This is a genomic window from Streptococcus sp. 477, from assembly GCF_013277295.1.
Taxonomy (GTDB): Bacteria; Bacillota; Bacilli; order Lactobacillales; family Streptococcaceae; genus Streptococcus; species Streptococcus pseudopneumoniae.
In genome coordinates this window covers 1-18,906 of sequence record NZ_VMMQ01000044.1, presented here as the reverse complement: position 1 = coordinate 18,906, position 18,906 = coordinate 1, and the positions used below count along the sequence as shown (strand labels likewise).

17 protein-coding genes and 2 pseudogenes are annotated in these 18,906 nt (G+C 38.6%); 10 read left to right on the top strand and 9 right to left on the bottom strand.

The annotated features are described in order from the left end of the window. Positions 1-157: 157 nt before the first annotated feature. A complete protein-coding gene (locus HT691_RS06190; RefSeq protein WP_138706163.1) occupies positions 158-2,008 on the bottom strand; it encodes a nucleoside-diphosphate sugar epimerase/dehydratase in 1,851 nt (616 codons plus the stop codon). Positions 2,009-2,046: 38 nt separating this feature from the next. Beyond that, a pseudogene (locus tag HT691_RS06185) lies at positions 2,047-3,206 on the bottom strand (glycosyltransferase family 2 protein). A 57-nt stretch (positions 3,207-3,263) separates the two neighbouring features. Here HT691_RS06185 and HT691_RS06180 point away from each other — a divergent pair. The 5 genes from HT691_RS06180 to HT691_RS06160 all read left to right on the top strand — a co-directional run bounded on the left by HT691_RS06180 (position 3,264) and on the right by HT691_RS06160 (position 7,505). Then, positions 3,264-4,430 carry a CynX/NimT family MFS transporter gene (locus HT691_RS06180; RefSeq protein WP_023937452.1) on the top strand — a complete coding sequence of 389 codons (1,167 nt, stop codon included), beginning with the start codon at positions 3,264-3,266 and terminating at the stop codon, positions 4,428-4,430. A gap of 138 nt (positions 4,431-4,568) precedes the next feature. After that, complete coding sequence (locus tag HT691_RS06175) at positions 4,569-4,895, top strand: PadR family transcriptional regulator (RefSeq protein WP_000273864.1); 327 nt, start codon at positions 4,569-4,571, stop codon at positions 4,893-4,895. Next, positions 4,882-5,475 carry a DUF1700 domain-containing protein gene (locus HT691_RS06170; RefSeq protein ID WP_023937451.1) on the top strand — a complete coding sequence of 198 codons (594 nt, stop codon included), beginning with the start codon at positions 4,882-4,884 and terminating at the stop codon, positions 5,473-5,475. Before HT691_RS06175 ends, HT691_RS06170 begins: the two co-directional genes overlap by 14 nt. After that, entirely contained in the window at positions 5,468-6,379 is a 912-nt protein-coding gene (locus tag HT691_RS06165) for a DUF4097 domain-containing protein (protein WP_001862931.1), read from the top strand. The genes HT691_RS06170 and HT691_RS06165 overlap by 8 nt, the downstream gene beginning before the upstream one ends. 61 nt (positions 6,380-6,440) lie before the next feature. Beyond that, positions 6,441-7,505 carry a DUF6574 domain-containing protein gene (locus tag HT691_RS06160; protein ID WP_138700293.1) on the top strand — a complete coding sequence of 355 codons (1,065 nt, stop codon included), beginning with the start codon at positions 6,441-6,443 and terminating at the stop codon, positions 7,503-7,505. A gap of 223 nt (positions 7,506-7,728) precedes the next feature. Here HT691_RS06160 and HT691_RS06155 read toward each other — a convergent pair whose 3' ends face one another. The 3 genes from HT691_RS06155 to HT691_RS06145 all read right to left on the bottom strand — a co-directional run bounded on the left by HT691_RS06155 (position 7,729) and on the right by HT691_RS06145 (position 10,320). Then, positions 7,729-8,589, bottom strand: a complete 861-nt coding sequence (locus HT691_RS06155) for a DUF4299 family protein (RefSeq protein WP_138700294.1) — start codon at positions 8,587-8,589, stop codon at positions 7,729-7,731. 192 nt (positions 8,590-8,781) lie between these two features. Further along, complete coding sequence (locus HT691_RS06150) at positions 8,782-9,768, bottom strand: rhodanese-related sulfurtransferase (protein WP_001030029.1); 987 nt, start codon at positions 9,766-9,768, stop codon at positions 8,782-8,784. 429 nt (positions 9,769-10,197) lie between these two features. Continuing rightward, positions 10,198-10,320 carry a DUF3502 domain-containing protein gene (locus HT691_RS06145; RefSeq protein WP_345789550.1) on the bottom strand — a complete coding sequence of 41 codons (123 nt, stop codon included), beginning with the start codon at positions 10,318-10,320 and terminating at the stop codon, positions 10,198-10,200. 273 nt (positions 10,321-10,593) lie between these two features. On the opposite strand from HT691_RS06145, the gene HT691_RS06140 reads away from it, so the two are divergent. The 5 genes from HT691_RS06140 to HT691_RS06120 all read left to right on the top strand — a co-directional run bounded on the left by HT691_RS06140 (position 10,594) and on the right by HT691_RS06120 (position 14,482). Beyond that, entirely contained in the window at positions 10,594-10,986 is a 393-nt protein-coding gene (locus HT691_RS06140) for a hypothetical protein (protein WP_000183090.1), read from the top strand. A 148-nt stretch (positions 10,987-11,134) separates the two neighbouring features. After that, on the top strand, positions 11,135-12,211 hold the full coding sequence (locus HT691_RS06135) for a hypothetical protein (RefSeq protein WP_000760376.1): 1,077 nt from the start codon (positions 11,135-11,137) through the stop codon (positions 12,209-12,211). Continuing rightward, positions 12,212-13,033, top strand: coding sequence for a hypothetical protein (locus HT691_RS06130; protein ID WP_000771482.1), 822 nt, complete (start codon positions 12,212-12,214; stop codon positions 13,031-13,033). A 4-nt stretch (positions 13,034-13,037) separates the two neighbouring features. Beyond that, entirely contained in the window at positions 13,038-13,865 is an 828-nt protein-coding gene (locus tag HT691_RS06125; protein WP_000402862.1) for a hypothetical protein, read from the top strand. 2 nt (positions 13,866-13,867) lie between these two features. Then, positions 13,868-14,482, top strand: a complete 615-nt coding sequence (locus tag HT691_RS06120) for an ATP-binding cassette domain-containing protein (RefSeq protein ID WP_000130637.1) — start codon at positions 13,868-13,870, stop codon at positions 14,480-14,482. Between the two features lie 196 nt (positions 14,483-14,678). Here HT691_RS06120 and HT691_RS06115 read toward each other — a convergent pair whose 3' ends face one another. From HT691_RS06115 to HT691_RS06100, 4 genes and pseudogenes are all read right to left on the bottom strand, one after another. Beyond that, positions 14,679-16,154: an ABC transporter substrate-binding protein gene (locus tag HT691_RS06115; RefSeq protein ID WP_000800407.1), complete on the bottom strand. Its 1,476-nt coding sequence runs from the start codon at positions 16,152-16,154 to the stop codon at positions 14,679-14,681. 237 nt (positions 16,155-16,391) lie between these two features. Next, complete coding sequence (locus HT691_RS06110) at positions 16,392-17,315, bottom strand: carbohydrate ABC transporter permease (protein WP_000818348.1); 924 nt, start codon at positions 17,313-17,315, stop codon at positions 16,392-16,394. 13 nt (positions 17,316-17,328) lie between these two features. After that, positions 17,329-18,258 carry a sugar ABC transporter permease gene (locus HT691_RS06105; protein ID WP_172925295.1) on the bottom strand — a complete coding sequence of 310 codons (930 nt, stop codon included), beginning with the start codon at positions 18,256-18,258 and terminating at the stop codon, positions 17,329-17,331. A gap of 366 nt (positions 18,259-18,624) precedes the next feature. Beyond that, positions 18,625-18,840 (bottom strand): annotated as a pseudogene (locus HT691_RS06100) (transposase domain-containing protein); the annotation flags it as partial. Between the last annotated feature and the right edge of the window lie 66 nt (positions 18,841-18,906).

Sequence of the window (18,906 nt, the reverse complement as noted above, 5' to 3'; positions counted from 1 at the left end):
TTTTGAGGTGGCAGATAGAACTGACGAAGTCAGTAACATATATCTACGGCAAGGCGACGTTGACGTGGTTTGAAGAGATTTTCGAAGAGTATAAGCCTCTACATAACAAAACGCATATTACCAAGGCTCAAGACCTGATAATATGCGTTTTTCTTTTTTATTCAACGTGGGTTGTTTGATTGGCAAAGGCGATAATAGCCTGCTTCAACTCATCTCCACTAAGAGTGCGGAACTCTTCAATCTTTTGATCGATGGCTTCTAGAGGCATGACATTAACCTTACCAACGAAAATCTTATCCATAACTTGATTGTCAACGAGTTCGGTTGATACCAAGAGCTCTTCGTAGAGTTTTTCACCTGGACGGATTCCAACTTCAACGATTGGAATTTCGCTTTCGGTGTGTCCACTTAGAAGGACCATTTTCTTGGCCAAGTCATAGATTTTGACTGGTTTGCCCATATCAAGGATAAAGACTTCCCCATCCTTGGCATAAGCACCAGCATGGATAACCAAACGGCTAGCTTCTGGAATAGTCATAAAGTAACGGGTCATGCGGAAGTCTGTCACCGTTACAGGACCACCTTCAGCAATCTGGCGTTCAAAGACTGGAATGACACTACCACGGCTACCAAGAACATTTCCAAAACGAACTGCACAGTAGGTCGATTGGCTACGTTGGTTAAAACCAGTGACAATCAACTCAGCCACGCGCTTAGTTGCTCCCATAACATTGGGTGGATTGACCGCCTTATCTGTCGAAATCATAACCATCTTAGCTACTTTGGCTTCATCAACAGCCTTAGCAACATTGTAAGTTCCGCGGATATTGTTTTTGAAGGCTTCTTTTGGATTGCGCTCCATCATAGGAACATGCTTGTGGGCTGCCGCATGATAAACAATAGCAGGTTTGTACTGCTCAAAGACTTGCAAGAGACGGTCGTAGTCTTGAATGTCCGCAATCACAGGTACATAATCAATCCCTTGGAACTTACGAATCAATTCATGATAAACAAGGTAGATTGAGTTTTCCCCATGACCGAGCAAGACAATGCGTTCAGGATTGAAGCGACTAACTTGACGACAGATTTCAGAACCGATTGAACCTCCAGCTCCTGTGACTAAGATGGTCTTACCTGTCAGTTCTGCACCCAGACGCGATTCGTCAAGACGAATTTCCTGACGGCCCAAAAGGTCTATGATATCAATTTTTTGGAATCCAGTACCTGCTGGGTGAAGTCCTTGAACAACAGTTTCAACATTAGGCATCTTGTAACATTTGACATCCAGCTTATTACACATCTGCAAGATACGCTCATATTCTGACGGGTCAAGCGACGGAATCGCAACGATAACACGCTCGATTTGATGGCGTTTAGCTAATTCAGGCAGATCATCATATGAACCCAAAACAGGAATTCCACCAAGTTTTTGACCCTTTTTCTTAGAATCCTTATCCAAGATACCGACCAGTTCTAATTCACTTGTTGGATGTTGGTAACTATCCATAAAGAGGGCCCCACCATCACCAGCACCAATCAAGAAGGTTCGACGGTGTTCTCCATCACCACTGCCTTTTTTGCGTCTGGAGTAGATTAACTGCCAAGTAATCCGTGGCAATAAAATCAAGAAGGTACTCAACAAGATAAAGAGAATGATGAAACGGATTGAAAAAAGTGGCAAGAAGGCATAGCAGATACTATATGACAAGACACTGCTGGCAGTCACACCAAAAAAGATTTTCATGAAATCCGTAATCTTGCTGTAACGACTAATGCTCGCGTTCAAGCCCCAAAATGCAATCATCAATTGATAGAACAAGAAGGCCAAACTCGTATAGATAATGTAGTCAACAGGTGCTGGATTAATCAAGCCGTAGAATAAGATATAAGATACAATGATGGAAACCACCATACTGAAAATATCAAATATTCCCCAGAAAACCTGTTTTTGTTGTTTATTTAAAATTTCCACCAGATCAATCACATAATCTGTGAGTTTTTTATTCATAGAAATTTACTCCTCCTTAAAAGAGTTTTACTATATTGTTATTGTAGCATATTTTGATTTATTTGGCTTATTTTTCCAAATAAATTACTGTTCCCTTGTACTCTTTCTTCCATTTAAATCCTCTAATTAAACCTACAATCGTTCCAAGGCCATAAGCAAAGTGAATGGAAAATAAAAGAAAGGGCATCACAATTAGAAATCCATTTTTATGTTTTAATAAAGTCAGCAAAGTGAGTAGTGATAAAAGTAAAAAATAGGCGCCTAATAGTAAAGTTATGAATACGAATGTGATCGGTAACAATACTAGACTAAACACAAGACTCAAAACAAATAAACAAGGAACATAGTGAAATAATGATAAACACTTAAACTGAACATGACTTGTCAAGCCAATCCACAAACCATTTGAATACTTTTGATGCAGCATTTTCTTGAATGTTGGTCGAATATACTGATAAGATAGAATACTTGGGCTATAGCGGATTTTATAACCATGTTCTCGAATTCTATAATGAATATCATTATCTTCAGTTCGGCCAAGTTGCTCATTTACTAAACCAACCTTCTGGAAAACCTCTCGTTTATACATCCCATGAAAAATAGAAGAAACATATCTATCCTCGGCACTATTTCGATAATTGGCAATGCTACTGCCAAACATATTTTCCTCAACAAGATGCAAGGTCTCTGCCCATTTTCCTTTTCCTTCGACAATCGTCGGTCTAGGCCCCCCACAGACAAATTCACCTTGTTGAATAACAGCCACATTGTTCATTACAAAAGTCTCAGTAACTTTTGAATGAGCATCAATTTTTAAAATAAGGTCCCCTACAGAATGTTTAACTCCCAGGTTAAAACCACTAGCTTGATTTTTCTTAGGATTGTTATACAATCTAATTGAGTTAAACTCTGTATCTTCCTTTATAAATTGCTGAATGATAGCTGTGGTCCCATCTGTGGACATAGCATTTATAAATAGAATTTCAATATTCTCTTTAGGATAGGTTTGATTTTTTAAGTCTTCAATTAGACCAGACAGATATTTTTCTTCATTGTATGCACTGATTACAATGGATACGAGAAGACTTTCAACATTTTGAGTCACTACTACTCTCCTGAATTTTTCCTTCCACCATTCTATCATAATTTTCAAGACTTTCCCATTTTTATCTTGAAAGCCAGAAACCTTACTTGACATTATAGTGAAAAAGCCTTAAAATAAGCTGTTATTAAAATCAGCTAGAAGAGGTATTTTATGAAAAAGCAATCACTCTTTTTTGTTCCAGGTATTATCCTGATTGGTGTTTCTTTGCGGGCTCCTTTTACTGTTTTACCCATTATTTTGGGAGATATTTCGCAAGGGCTGGGGGTAGAAGTTAGTTCGCTTGGTGTCTTGACCAGCCTGCCTCTCCTTATGTTTACCCTCTTTTCACCATTTTCTACCCGACTGGCTCAGAAAATCGGCTTGGAGCATCTCTTCACCTACAGCCTCTTCTTCTTGACCATCGGCTCACTTATTCGACTAATCAATCTGCCCCTGCTCTATCTAGGAACCTTGATGGTTGGGGCAAGTGTCGCAGTCATCAATGTCCTGCTTCCTAGTCTTATCCAAGCCAATCAACCAAAGAAGATTGGTTTTCTGACCACCTTATATGTAACCTCTATGGGGATTGCGACGGCTCTGGCTTCCTATCTAGCCGTGCCTATTACACAAGCCAGTTCTTGGAAAGGACTTATCATCCTCCTCACCCTGCTCTGCCTAGCAACTTTTTTGGTCTGGCTGCCTAATCACCGCTATAATCACAGACTGGCTCCACAAACCAAACAAAAAAGTCAAATAAAGGTCATGCGTAATAAACAGGTTTGGGCAATTATTATCTTTTCAGGTTTTCAATCCTTGATCTTTTACACCGTCATGACCTGGTTACCTACCATGTCTATCCATGCAGGTCTATCCAGTCACGAAGCTGGCTTGCTGACTTCTATCTTATCTCTGATTAGCATTCCTTTTTCAATGACCATCCCAAGCCTGACAACCAGTTTATCTACTCGCAACCGTCAGCTCATGCTCACTCTGGTTTCACTAGCTGGTGTGGTCGGCATTTCCATGCTCTTTTTCCCAATCAATCATTTCATTTACTGGCTTACCATCCATCTCCTCATCGGAACCGCAACCAGCGCCCTCTTCCCTTATCTCATGGTCAACTTTTCACTCAAGACAAGCGCCCCTGAAAAGACAGCCCAATTGTCCGGCCTATCTCAAACAGGAGGCTATATCCTAGCAGCCTTTGGGCCAACCCTCTTTGGTTACAGTTTTGACCTGTTCCACTCTTGGGTACCAGCTGTAGCTGCCCTCTTGCTCATCTATATCCTGATGACTGTGGCCCTCTTTACAGTGGACAGAGCGGATAAGATCCTTTAAACTTCTAGTTTTAGCTAGAAGTTTTTTATATATAAAAATTTTACACATTTCTCTTGACAGGGCTTTCTTTTAGATGTACAATGTATGTGTAGAAAAATTATATATAAAAATCTTACACATTAGAAAAGGAGGTTTCCCATGTACTTTCCAACATCCTCTGCCTTGATTGAATTTCTCATCTTGGCCGTACTGGAGCAGGGTGATTCTTATGGTTATGAGATTAGCCAAACCATTAAGCTCATCGCTAATATCAAAGAATCCACACTCTATCCCATTCTCAAAAAATTGGAAGGCAATAGCTTTCTGACAACCTATTCTAGAGAGTTCCAAGGTCGCATGCGCAAATACTACTCCTTGACAAACGGTGGTATAGAGCAGCTCTTGACCCTAAAAGATGAATGGACACTCTATACAGACACCATCAATGGCATCATAGAAGGGAGTATCCGCCATGACAAGAACTGAATACCTGACTCAGCTAGAACTCTATCTCAAGAAACTACCTGAAGCTGACCGTATCGAAGCCATGGACTATTTCAGAGAGCTCTTTGACGATGCTGGAATCGAAGGAGAAGAAGAACTCTTCGCTAGTTTGGGAACTCCCAAAGAAGCGGCCCACGAAGTTCTATCCAATCTTCTCGATAAAAAAATCAATGAAGCACCCGCTCAAAAAAATAACCGACAAATTTTACATATCGCCTTGTTAGCCCTCCTTGCAGCACCTATCGGCATTCCTCTGGGAATCGCCATCCTCGTGACCCTGTTCGCAATCCTTGTAGCCGCTTTGACTGTCATTCTGGCTTTCTTTGCAGTTTCCATACTGGGTATCATCGGCGGATTCCTATTTTTAGTTGAAAGTTTCACTGTCCTCGCCCAAGCCAAATCAGCCTTTATCTTGATTTTTGGTTCTGGTTTACTGGCTATCGGTGCTTCTTCGCTAGTTTTACTTGGCATTTCCTATGTAACTCGCTTCTTCGGTCTACTCATTGTTCGTCTGGTACAATTTGTTCTTAAAAAAGGAAAGAGAGGTAATCAGCATGCGTAAATGGACAAAAGGATTTCTCATCTTTGGTGTGGTGACTACCGTTATCGGCTTTATCCTGCTTTTTGTAGGTATCCAATCTGACGGGATTAAGAGCCTACTTTCCATGTCCAAAGAACCTGTCTATGATAGCCGTACGGAAAAGCTAACCTTTGGCAAGGAAGTCGAAAACCTAGAAATTACTCTCCACCAACACGCGCTCACCATCACAGACTCTTTCGATGATCAAATCCACATTTCTTACCATCCATCTCTTTCTGCTCTCCATGATCTTATCACCAATCAGAACGATAGAACTCTGAGTCTCACTGATAAGAAACTGTCTGAAACTCCGTTTCTCTCTTCTGGAATTGGTGGGATTCTTCATATCGCAAGTAGCTACTCTAGTCGTTTTGAAGAAGTTATTCTCCAGCTACCAAAAGGGAGAACTCTAAAAGGGATCAACATCTCAGCCAATCGCGGACAAACCACCATCATAAATGCTAGCCTTGAAAATGCGACCCTCAATACAAACAGCTATATCCTCCGAATTGAAGGAAGTCGTATCAAAAACAGTAAACTCACAACGCCCAATATCGTTAATATCTTTGATACAGTTCTTACAGATAGTCAGCTAGAGTCAACAGAGAATCACTTCCACGCTGAAAATATCCAAGTCCATGGCAAGGTTGAACTGACTGCCAAAGATTATCTCAGAATCATCCTAGACCAGAAAGAAAGCCAACGAATTAACTGGGACATCTCAAGCAACTATGGTTCTATCTTCCAATTCACAAGAGAAAAGCCTGAATCAAGAGGTACGGAATTAAGCAACCCTTACAAAACTGAAAAAACCGATGTCAAGGATCAACTCATTGCGAGATCTGATGATAATATTGATCTAATATCCACACCAAGCAGACGTTGACAAAAACGCTTACATCTGCTACTATGGAAACATATTTATCTAACTAAAAGGAGGTTCTACCATGAAACAAGAATGGTTTGAAAGTAATGATTTTGTAAAAACAACAAGCAAGAACAAGCCTGAAGAGCAAGCTCAAGAGGTTGCAGACAAGGCTGAAGAAAGGATAGCCGATCTCGATACACCAATTGAAAAAAATACTCAGTTAGAGGAGGAAGTCTCTCAAGCTGAAGTCGAATTGGAAAGCCAGCAAGAAGAGAAAATGGAAGCTCCTGAAGACAGTGAAGCGAGAACAGAAATAGAAGAAAAGAAGGCATCTAATTCTACTGAAGAAGAGCCAGACCTTTCTAAAGAAACAGAAAAAGTCACTATAGCTGAAGAGAGCCAAGAAGCTCTTCCTCAGCAAAAAGCAACCACGAAAGAGCCTCTTCTTCTCAGTAAATCTTTAGAAAGTCCTTATATCCCCGACCAAGCTCCAAAATCTAGGGATAAATGGAAAGAGCAAGTGCTTGATTTTTGGTCTTGGCTAGTGGAAGCAATCAAATCTCCTACAAGCAAGCTTGAAACAAGTAGCACACACAGCTACACAGCCTTTCTCTTGCTCATTCTATTTTCTTCATCTTCCTTTTTCTTTAGTATCTACCACATCAAACATGCTTACTATGGACATATAGCAACCATAAACAGCCACTTCCCTGAGCAACTAGCACCTTTAACTCTCTTTTCTATCATCTCTATCCTAGTAGCAACAACACTCTTCTTCTTTTCATTCCTCTTGGGTAGTTTCGTTGTGAGACGATTTATCTACCAAGACAAGAACTGGACGCTGGAAAAGATTCTCCAACAATATAGTCAACTCTTGGCAATTCCAATCTTCCTAACTGCCATTGCTAGTTTCTTTGCCTTCTTTGATAGCCTACGATTTTCAGCCCTTTTGTGTGTGATTAGCATTGGAATCATTCTGCTTGCTAGCCTCCATATCATTACGAGACCTAGTCAAGCAAGTGAAAGCGACTCCTTCTATCAATTATTCTTGTCTGTCCTTGTGAACGGAGTCATTATCATCCTCTTCTTTGTAGCTGAAGTGGCACTGATTGGAGATTATCTTCGTATCTTAGCCTTTCTTTAAACTTCATACTCTTCGAAAATCTCTTCAAACCACGTCAGCTTCGCCTTACCGTAGATATATGTTCCTGACTTTGTCAGTCTTATCTACAACCTAAAAACAGTGTTTTGAGCAGCCTGCGGCTAGCTTCCTAGTCTGCTCTTTGATTTTCATTGAGTAGCAATCCTGTCTTCTATGGCAGGATTTTTTATATGTAAAAAAGAAAGTCGATTGACCTGCTTCTGCTTTACTCTTCTTGTGCTAATGTTTTAAAATCTTGTCCTAGAATGGGTTGCACTTCTATTTGATTGGCATCTAGTTGGTGGTAAGATGCTGATGGTAGTGACTCTAGGAATTTTGCATAGTCCAAGCGAGCGATAGCCTCATAGTCTTCTGGTTTAGAGCCGTCTCCTGTGATTTGAACCAAGTCAATCTCCCACTGGACTTCCTTATCCACCAATTGCTCCATATAGGCTGCAGGAACAAATGGTTCTCTCCGCAAAACAGTCTTGACGCCTTGAGCCAAATGGTAAACACCGTGCACTTTTCCTTCTCCATCCTGATAGAAGGAAACTCTTGCAAAGTAAGCATCTGTCTCTTGAACTGCACGTACACGTGCTTCAAACTGTGCCAAACCATCCTCCTCTAAAAACCTTTTCAAATCCTCATGACTAAAGAAAACAGGATTAAAAATTCCTTGGCAAATCGTAAAACGGGCTGCAGTGTCTGCAAGATGGGCTTGAATACTTGCTTGGAAATAAGCTTCAAAATCAAAACCATCTAGTCCTTCAATCTCAGTTCCTGTGTAAGCAAGCAAAGCATCTAAAAATGACTTGATGATCTCCCAGTCTATCTTCGTTAGTAGCTCAGGAAGATCGACACGGTAAGCCTTTCGACCATCAGCATAACTGACCTTAAAGAGAAATTGTGATTGCCCTACTATCGCACACTCGATATACTCAAGACGGTTAAGAAGCTGACGGAGATAAACCGCATCATAGCTATGTGACTCCAAACCATCTACCAAGGCCAAGATGGACTTGGCAGTCAAAATTTCCTGTTCTCCTAAAATGCTCTGTTTATTTGGAATAAAAATTGTTTTCTCCATAACTGGACTCCTTTGAAATCGTTTACATACAGTATACCTTATTTTTCTGAAAGATACAAAAACAAACTTTATACTCTTCGAAAATCTCTTCAAACCGCGTCAGCTTCGCCTTGCCGTAGATATNNATTTTCATTGAGTATTAGATTTTTGAGTAAAAAGCATAGAAAAACAGCCCCTAAGGACTGTTTAATCTTATACTGTAGCTGCTTGATCCAAGCTTTCACCGATAGCGGCTAGGCGCTCGATTACTTCAGCTTGTGTCAATTCATTTTTTGAAACATAGCGGTTACGTGGGTGAACACGGCACTCGTGTGAGCATCCACGAAGGTACTTGTCTTCATTTTCTTCTGATGTCAAGATACGACGGTTACAGAAGGGATTTCCACAGTTGACATAACGTTCACATGGTGTTCCATCAAACCAGTCTTTCCCTACGATGGTTGGGTTGACATGGTTGACATCAACGGCAATACGCTCGTCAAAGACGTACATTTTCCCATCCCAAAGTTCACCTTGGACTTCTGGGTCTTTACCGTAAGTTGCGATTCCTCCGTGCAATTGGCCGACATCTTTGTAGCCTTCACGGACCATCCAGCCTGAGAATTTCTCACAGCGAACCCCACCTGTACAGTAAACCACGACGCGCTTGTCCATGAATTTTTCCTTGTTATCACGGACCCATTGTGGCAACTCACGGAAGTTGCGGATGTCTGGACGGATAGCCCCACGGAAGTGTCCTAGGTCGTACTCATAATCGTTACGTGTGTCAAGGACAACGGTATCTTTATCAAGAAGGGCTTCTTTGAACTCTTTTGGAGACAAGTAAGCACCTGTTGTTTCAAGTGGGTTGATGTCATTGTCAAAGTCGTTGTCTTCCAAACCAAGGTGGACAATCTCTTTCTTGTAGCGAACAAACATCTTCTTGAAGGCTTGTTCACTTTCTTCGTCAATCTTGAACCAGAGGTCCTCCATGCCTGGGAGGCTGTGAACGTAGTCCATGTATTTTTGAGTTGTTTCGTAGTCACCTGAAACTGTTCCGTTAATTCCCTCGTCAGCGACTAGGATACGGCCTTTAAGGCCGATTGATTTACAGAAAGCCAAGTGGTCTGCAGCAAATTGCTCTGCATTTTCAATTGGAGTATAAAGGTAGTAAAGTAAGACACGAATATCTTTTGCCATAAGATTTGTTCTCTTTTCTATTCTTAAATTTTCTAAATTTTTTATTTATCCATACTAGTATACCTGCTTGAGAAAACGAATGCAATTTATTTGACTGGAAATTGTAGAGGGTTCTCGAAATTTCCTGAATGGTTATACTCTTCGAAAATCTCTTCAAACTACGTCAGCTTCACCTTGCCGTAGGTATATGATACTGACTCTGTCAGTTATATCCACAACCTCAAAACTGTGTTTTGAGCAGCCTGCGGCTAGCTTCCTAGTTTACTCTTTGATTTTCATTGAGTATTAAAATAAAGATAAGAGAAAACAGGAATATCTATATCCTTGTGCCCAAAAAACCACTGCCTCCCCCAGATAAACCTGAGGAAAGCAGTGATTCTTATTTTAGGAGTTAGGTTAGGAATGAATACACGAAATCAATTTAGCTGATTATTTTTTGTTTTTCAAGAATTCATCGTATTGTTTTTGCATTTCGTTCAATACTTTTTCGTAGGCACCTTCAGATTTCAATTTTTCCATCAATTCTGGAATCGCTTTATCTGGGTCAAATATAATAAAATGAAATAAGAATCGAGCAATTTAATTTTGGAATCCAAATCAATTTATAACAATATTTTAGAAGAGATGCTGTACTACTCTAAATTCAATATAATAACTTAAGCATATTTTATGAGATATGTAAATCTAATAACTTATTTTATAAAGACATTATCACATTCGAATTACACACAATCACAAATACTTTATTTTGCGGTTGACATTATAAAAAAAAGTAGTACAATGTAAATGAAATCGATTTCACTAAAATACAAAGGAGGTATTGTGATGACAAATTTGAAAAAATGCATCGCATTAGGACTGGGAGTCGCTTGCTTACTCCCCTTAGCTAGTCAGACTGTTTCTGCTAAGATGGTGTATTTCAATCTTCATGTTACACGCGAAGACTATTCCGTTAGTAGCCGAAAAACTGAAAAAACAGACGGCTCCCCTGCTGTTGCTAATATCACAGGTGGTCTTGGTTGGGGAAAAAAGGTCAGAATTCGCGCTTGGACTGCTGCTGAGGATGAACCTGCAACTGAGATGAAAATAGCTGATTCAAATGGTCGCTATAATCTTCACTATAATGACGGTTATGGGACAATTGGACGTTATTATTATCTCAACGCCTCTAAATATGGTTGGCTCGACTCGAATATTACAGGACGTTTTGACCCTTAATTCGTCTCAAAACAAAAAGTAGCAAACATTGGGTTATTCGCTAGTTAATCATTTGAGCGCTCGCTAGCCTAAAGCCCCCTTCTAAGAGTGGAGGCCGCATCTTAAAAGTGTCATGCCTCTGCTCCTTTTTTAAAAGGAGTTTTTTACTATGAAAAAATACCTATTATTTCTACTTATTCTTCCCTTTATCTTTTTAACAGCTTGTCAATATAACAAAAAACAAATAACGGAGATAAATAAGGAAAACCTCCCCATAAAAGAAGGTTATAAAGAGATAACAGAGCAAATCTATCTATCAGACCAGATAGATACCTCCTATAAAGAAGAATTGCCTTTTTGGGACTCAAAAAAAGGAGACAAAAACACATTAGTAACAGCTATTCAAAATTTTATGGGAAATGATAGTGAAATTAGTGAGATTATTGCCGATAAGAATCCTTTAACCAGACTCCAAAAAGGAAAGACCAGAGCAGATATTACCGTCAATAAAACTGGATCATGGATTCATTTAACATCTGATCAAATATCAGATCTATCAAGTGTTTTCCACAACCTACGATTAGACGCTATTGAAAATAATCTAAATCTAACCGACTTTAAAGAAGAACTTCCATTTTCAAAAGAAGATGGTGTTAACAAAGTTAAGCAATTTCTAAATACCCTCCAATTAGGATTTGACGATTATGATTATCTCATCTACGCTATCTCAAAAGAAACACTCCTTGAGTATCTCCCAACCTACGAAAGAAATGCCAAAGAATTAAAAGGAACAAAGATAGACAAAAACAATCTGACTGATATGTGCTATGTTACTGTTTTTCCAAAACTTTCTAGTAAAAGAGTTATTGATGGCGAAACTCAGCTAGGTTCATCCGGAGAGATTAGTTTTATTCATGGTCCTGACCTAAACTTTATCATCACCCAAGCAGGGATTCAAGGAATTGATTTATCTGGTGTTATCTTACCGACTCAAAAAATAGATAAAATGGCGACTCTTTCTGTCCAAAAAGGATTAGATGTTTTAAAAGAAAAATACGAAAATTTGATTTTGGACAGTCCAATTTATATTGAGTCATTTACAATTGAGTATATACCTATTCCCACTCAAGAAAAAGAACTCTATGGAGGAAATCTCTATCGTCCCTTCCTAATCTTTACAATCAAAGAAAAAGATCGTATAGATAAAGCAGTTATCGATCCCACAAACTGGAAAGAGGTAAGTTAGATGAAACTACTTCTCCCCTTTAAATATACGCTAAAAGATTGGAGGATTTGGATTGGACTACTCTTTTCCTTAGTAGTTGCATTGATGATGTCCTATACAGATCTAACAATAAAATTAGACGGAAGAAATTCACTTGCAGTCCCTGATTATTTCATGCTCTCCTTCTCTAGAAATCTAGCAATGTCATTATATATCTTAACAGCAGCTTCCACTGTAGTAACAGACTTTTCACAAGACTACCATCAAAATAGACTTCCTTTTTTACTTAGTCGTATGTCTCTGCGACAATACGCTTCTTCCTTCGTCAAACGGTTAATTTTCCGTTCTTATTTTGTAGGACTGACCTTAGGATTCTGTTTTTTAATTCTCCTCTCCTTTTATTTTCCCCTCACTAATTCTCACTACTCATCTACTTTTAGCAATCAGTGGTTGTTAAATCAAGGATTTATATTCCTTTTCTACTTCCTTCTCATTAGTCTAATTGGACTCTATTTTGCATTCTTTACTCTATTAGGTGGAGTTCTTTCCGTTTTTTACCCTAATGTGTTAATGGTCTATCTTCTTCCAAGTACAGCCTGGTTTGTCCTCACAACATTTGGTTTAGAGAGAGTTCTCCCTTTTTTTACCTTGCCACATATCGTCTTAACGACAGATGATTATTTACGAGAAGGGCTAGCATATTTTCAAGTAGGTGACGAAAACTTTCGAAATATTTTTTCGTTGCTTTATCCTTATATTTTCTTAACTCTATGGGCACTTTTGTCAATAGAGATCATTCGACTAGCTCTTAAAAAACATTGGCATTTTTATGATAAGGAGTAATCTTATGGAGATTATACGTGTAGTAACTATTCTCTTAAAACAACAATTCACCTTTAAACGATTGTTGCCTATCTTAATTTTCTTTCACCTCTATACTTTGATTTTAATGCTACCTTTTTCTAATTTAGCTAATCACTTCAAAGAAACTTATCCTGTCAGCATTGTAACTGTTCTCTTCACGAGTCAATGGTTCACTGCAATTTCTATTTTATCTGTCATACTACTATTTAGCAATCTTCCTTTAAAAGATACTTTCCAGTTTTGGTTAATCTTAAAAATCGGACAGAAAAAGTGGATGCTCTCCCAGTTTATTTATCTGCTTATCGCGAGCTTAATCGCTTCGATTTACCAAATCATCAGCATTTTAATCACTTTTCTCCCTACACTACACCTTTCAAATCATTGGGGACGTCTCCTACCCTCCCTAGCTCAAGGACGCATTTCATTTCCGGAAGGTGTTGATAGCATGACGCATCTACGCTCAATTATACTGCAATATTATTCTCCCTATGGCGCTTTTTTTCAAATATTCTTATTGTTATTCCTTATGTTCATATTGATTGGGGGAGTGATTTTCGTTTTCAATAGTTATTATTCTAATTTAGGAAATACCTTAGCCTGTGGATTAGTTATTGTAGAATTATTTATTACAGAAGCTTCACGTTTCTGGATTAAATTTTTATCTCCTTTAACTTGGCTAGACTTCCATTATATTAAATACGAAGCCCATTCTGGCTTACTATCCCTACCAGAAATAATTACTCGTATCCTACTTTTATACCTTTTGCTCACCATAATCCTAGTTGTTATGAAAAAAATAAGGAGACAATAGATATGACAGACTTACATTTAAAATCTATTCGTAAAAACTATAAACACAATGTAATTTTTGAAGACCTTTCCTTTGAATTTTCCAGTGGAAATATATACGGAATTGTTGGATATAACGGTTCAGGAAAAACAGTTTTACTCAAGTGTTTAGCGGGATTAGAAGGTATAACTGAAGGAAAAATCGAATTAGATGGAAACATACTTGGAATAGATTTTCCCTTCTTACCAAGTGTAGGTGTTATTATTGAGACTCCAGGATTTCTGGAAGGTTATTCTGGTTTTGATAACTTACATCAACTAGCTCTAATCAAAAATAAAATAGGAGAGAAAGAAATCATTCAGAGTATGATAGATGTAGGACTCGATCCTAGTTCTTCTAAAAAAGTAAAACACTACTCTTTAGGAATGAAACAAAAATTAGCTCTAGCACAGGCTTTTATGGAAAATCCAGATATATTACTCTTAGATGAACCAATGAACGGACTTGATAAGCAATCTGTTCAAAAAATTCGAGAAAAATTACTCCACCTAAAAGAAAAGGGGAAACTTATTATTCTAGCTTCTCATATAGAGCAAGATATCGAATGTCTCTGTGATGAAGTTCTATACTTGGGATAAGAATGATTTATTACAGAGACAACACTCCTCATAAAATAGCAATTTTATACAAAAAGACCAACTATACCTGAATTATATTAGTTGGTTTATTTTTCATTCAAAAAATCACTGCCTTCCCCAGATAAGCCTGAGGAAAGCAGTGATTCTTATTTTAGGAGTTAGGTTAGGAATGAATACACGAAATCAATTTAGCTGATTATTTTTTGTTTTTCAAGAATTCATCGTATTGTTTTTGCATTTCGTTCAATACTTTTTCGTAGGCACCTTCAGATTTCAATTTTTCCATCAATTCTGGAATAGCTTTATCTGGGTCTACAGTACCAGTGTTGATAGCTGTATCAAATTGTTGCATTGTGTTAGCGATAGCTGAGATTTCAGATTTCACATTGTCAGTGTTAAAGATAAATCCAAGCGCTGGAGACTCTTTAGCTTCTGCCAATTCTTTCTTAGAATTTTCGATTTGTTGGTCTGTAACGTTTTCGTTGATATAAAGGATCCAGTTGTTACCAGTGTTCCATCCACCCATGTGAGTGTTTCCTTTGTAGCCATCAAGAACGCGAACACGGTTTTCTTTACCTTCAATTTTTTCCCAGTTCTTGCCTTCTGGACCGTAAACAAGACCGTTCAAGAGTTCTGGATTCGTATTCAAGAGGTTCAAGATTTCCATTGATTTTTCTTTGTTCTTAGAGTTGTTTGAGATGACAAAGTTAGCAACTTGTGTTGTTTGGTTTTTCTTGATGAAGTTAGTAATTGGTTTGATTTGGATATCTTTGTTGGCAACACGTGAAAGCAAGCTGTTACCGTAGTCAGCTGGTCCTACTGTTTCTTCACGAACGAACCAAGTATCTTGTTGAAGGTCAAAGGAAGTATCGCTTGTTGCGACATCTTTTGGAATGTAGCCAGCTTCATAGAATTTGTGAAGAGTCTTCAAGTGTTCTTTGAAACGAGGCACTTCGTAACGGTTTACAACTTTAGTAGTATCGCCTTCAAGGTCAATAACGAATGGAAGCCCGTTTGCTACTGGGTAGTCAAAATTATCAGATGGGATGAAAACTTTACCAATAGCAAATGGTACTACGTCTGGAGCTTTTTCTTTGATTTGTTTCAAGACTGGCTCAAGAGTTTCGTAAGAAGTAACACCTGAAATATCGATACCATATTTGGCAAGAAGAGTTCCGTTGAAGGCAAAGTTTTGAGATGATGCAACGTTGGCTGCAACTGGTACAGCGTAAATCTTACCATTTACAGTATTACCCTTGATATAAGCTGGGTCAAGTGCCTTGTAAAGGTCTTTACCTTCTTTTTTGTACAATTCTGTCAAGTCAGCATAAGCACCTTTTTGAGCATTTACAATGTAGTTATCTGCAAAGGCAATATCATAGTTTTCACCAGATGATGTGATAACTGACATTTTCTTACCATAGTCACCCCAGCCAAGGTATTGGATATCCAATTTGGCACCAACTTTTTCTTCGATAATTTTGTTGGCATTTGCTAACAATTCATCCAAGTTATCTGGTTTGTCACCGATTTGGTACATTTTGATAACAGGTTTGTCACCTGAATCAGCAGCTTTTTTGCTGTTACCTGTCAAGTTTCCACAAGCAGCAAGACCTGCAGCCAAAGCGACTACACTAGCAGATGCAAAAGCATATTTTTTCCAGTTTTTCATGATAAAAACTCCTTTTTTTATTTTTAAACTTATAAACAATGTAATGATCTTATACTCAATGAAAATCAAAGAGCAAACTAGAAAACTAGCCGCAGGCTGCTCAAAGCAGTGCTTTGAGGTTGTAGATANNTATATCTACGGCAAGGCGACGTTGACGCGGTTTGAAGAGATTTTCGAAGAGTATTAACTTCACACAAGGGAAGTTGGGAACTGAGAAATGTTCTTTCTCAATAAGCACTATTCTTTCACACCACCGATAGTTAAACCTTTTACAAAGTAGCGTTGGAAGAATGGATACAAAATCGCGATTGGAAGGGTTGCAACCACAACCATGGCCATACGTCCCGTTTCTTTCGGTAGAGCAACTCCCAGTTGACCAGTCAAGCCGACCGCTTTGGCGATGTAGTCCATATTTTGCTGGATTTGCATAAGCAAATATTGCAATGGATACAAGTTGTCACTCTTGATGTAAAGAAGGGCGTTGAACCAGTCATTCCAGAAACCAAGTGCTGTCAAAAGCGTGATGGTTGCGATACCTGGTAGTGACAATGGCAAACAGATTTGGAAGAAAATCCGAGCCTCACTAGCACCATCGATACGAGCCGATTCGAGAATGGCTTCTGGAATGGTCTTCTTGAAGAAGGAACGCATCAAGATGATGTTAAAGGGTGAGAGAAGCATTGGCACAATCAAGGCCCAAACAGTATCACCAAGCTGAAGGACACGGGTCACCATGATATAACCTGGTACCAAACCCGCGTTGAACAACATACTGAGCAGAACGAAGATGGTAAAAAATCTGCGATACTTAAAGGTTGTCCGTGAAATAGCGTAGGCATAGGTTGTTGTGATAAAGACATTTGTAAATGTCCCAACTACGGTTACAAAGACGGAGATGAAGAGGGCTTGTAAGATTTTATCCTTAAACTGTGCCAAAAACTCAAAACCGTCTAAGCCAAATTGGGATGGGAAGAAGCTGTAGCCGTATTGGAGGAGGCTTTTCTCGTCCGTCACTGAAATAATGATAACGAATACGAAGGGTAGGATACAAGAGAGGGCAATCAAACCCGAAATGATACTGAAGAAGATATCTGCTTTCTTACTGAAGGAGTGAATGCCGACATTATCAATTTTTTCTTTTTTAATTTTCTTTTCTGCCATATTCTCCTCCTTTCTAGAACAAGGCTGAGTTTGGATCAACTCGTCTTGCCAGTAAGTTTGATAGAACCACCAGCATCAAACCGACTACTGATTGGTAGAGACCTGCTGCTGAAGCCATCCCGATATCCGCTGTCTGAGTCAATCCGTTATAAACATATACGTCCAAAACGTTGGTTACGTTATAAAGTTGACCAGCATTGTGAGGGATTTGGTAGAAAAGACCGAAGTCTGCACGGAAGATATTTCCGACTGCAAGGATGGTCAATACAGTTACCAATGGTGTCAACTGCGGAATGGTTACATTGCGAATGCGCTGCCATTTGCTGGCTCCGTCCACTGTCGCTGCTTCATAGTAGGTTGGATCAATTCCCATGATTGTCGCATAGTACATGACATTGCTATATCCAAAACCTTTCCAAATACCTAGGAAAAGTAGGAGATAAGGCCAAATTCCCAAATCAGCGTAGAAGTTGACTTCTTTTAGACCAAGACTTTCCAATAAATGATTGAACACCCCTTTATCAATATTTAGGAAGGCATCTGTAAAGAAACTGATGATAACCCAAGACAAGAAGTAAGGGAACAACATAGAAGTTTGGAAAATCTTCACCATTCTCTTGGAACGGAGTTCACTGAGGATAATGGCAATCCCTACAGATACAACTAAACCTAGAAAGATAAAGCCAAGATTGTAGAGGACCGTATTTCGTGTGATAATAAAGGCGTCTCTTGAACTAAATAAGAATCTGAAATTATCGAGTCCGACCCATTTACTATTTATGATACTATCTATGAAACCATTACTGGTCATGTGGTAGTCTTTGAAGGCAACCACGTTCCCAAATACTGGAATGTAGAAGAATAGAATCAACCAGAGTGCCCCTGGCAAAACCATCAAGAGAAAGATCCAGTTGTCTCTCAAGGTTTTTGAAAACTTATTCATAATTTCCTCCCTTTTTATTTTGATATCCATCTAAAAATTCCTTTTTAGACTTTTGATAACGATTACATTATTAGTATACTCCAATTTGCAGATTAGGTTAAACTCCTAATTATAGAAAAAACTCCACAAATTATGTAGCAGATTTAAAACTTTATCACCACTATCAAACAAATGTCCTAAATCAATTGTTTATTTTATCTCTATTAGCCTAATGATAGATACCTTGTTATGACGCACTGACACTAAATTTTAGGACAACTGATGCTAGCTAGTATTTTCAGAAGAAAAGTAACCGTCCAATAACGAAGTATATTGAAAAATCTCCAGACTAGGGAACTCAGCGATAGTTCCTAATCTGGAGATTTCTTATTTGCACTTTTCTTGTACAACTTTATTCCATGGTAAATAAGCCTCTAAAACCTCTTTGTTTACGAGAGTTTCCTCGTTTGGAAGACATTCTAGAAGATAGGATAGATATTTTTCACTATTTAGTTGATGACGTTTAGCTGTTTCCAACAAACTCATAATAATAGCTGTTGCTTTAGCTCCTTCAAAACTTTGAGAAAACAACCACCCTCGCTTTTTAAAATTTAGCTTAGGCTAAAAGAGTCCACTGGACTCTTTTACTCCGTCCCATAACCAATGATT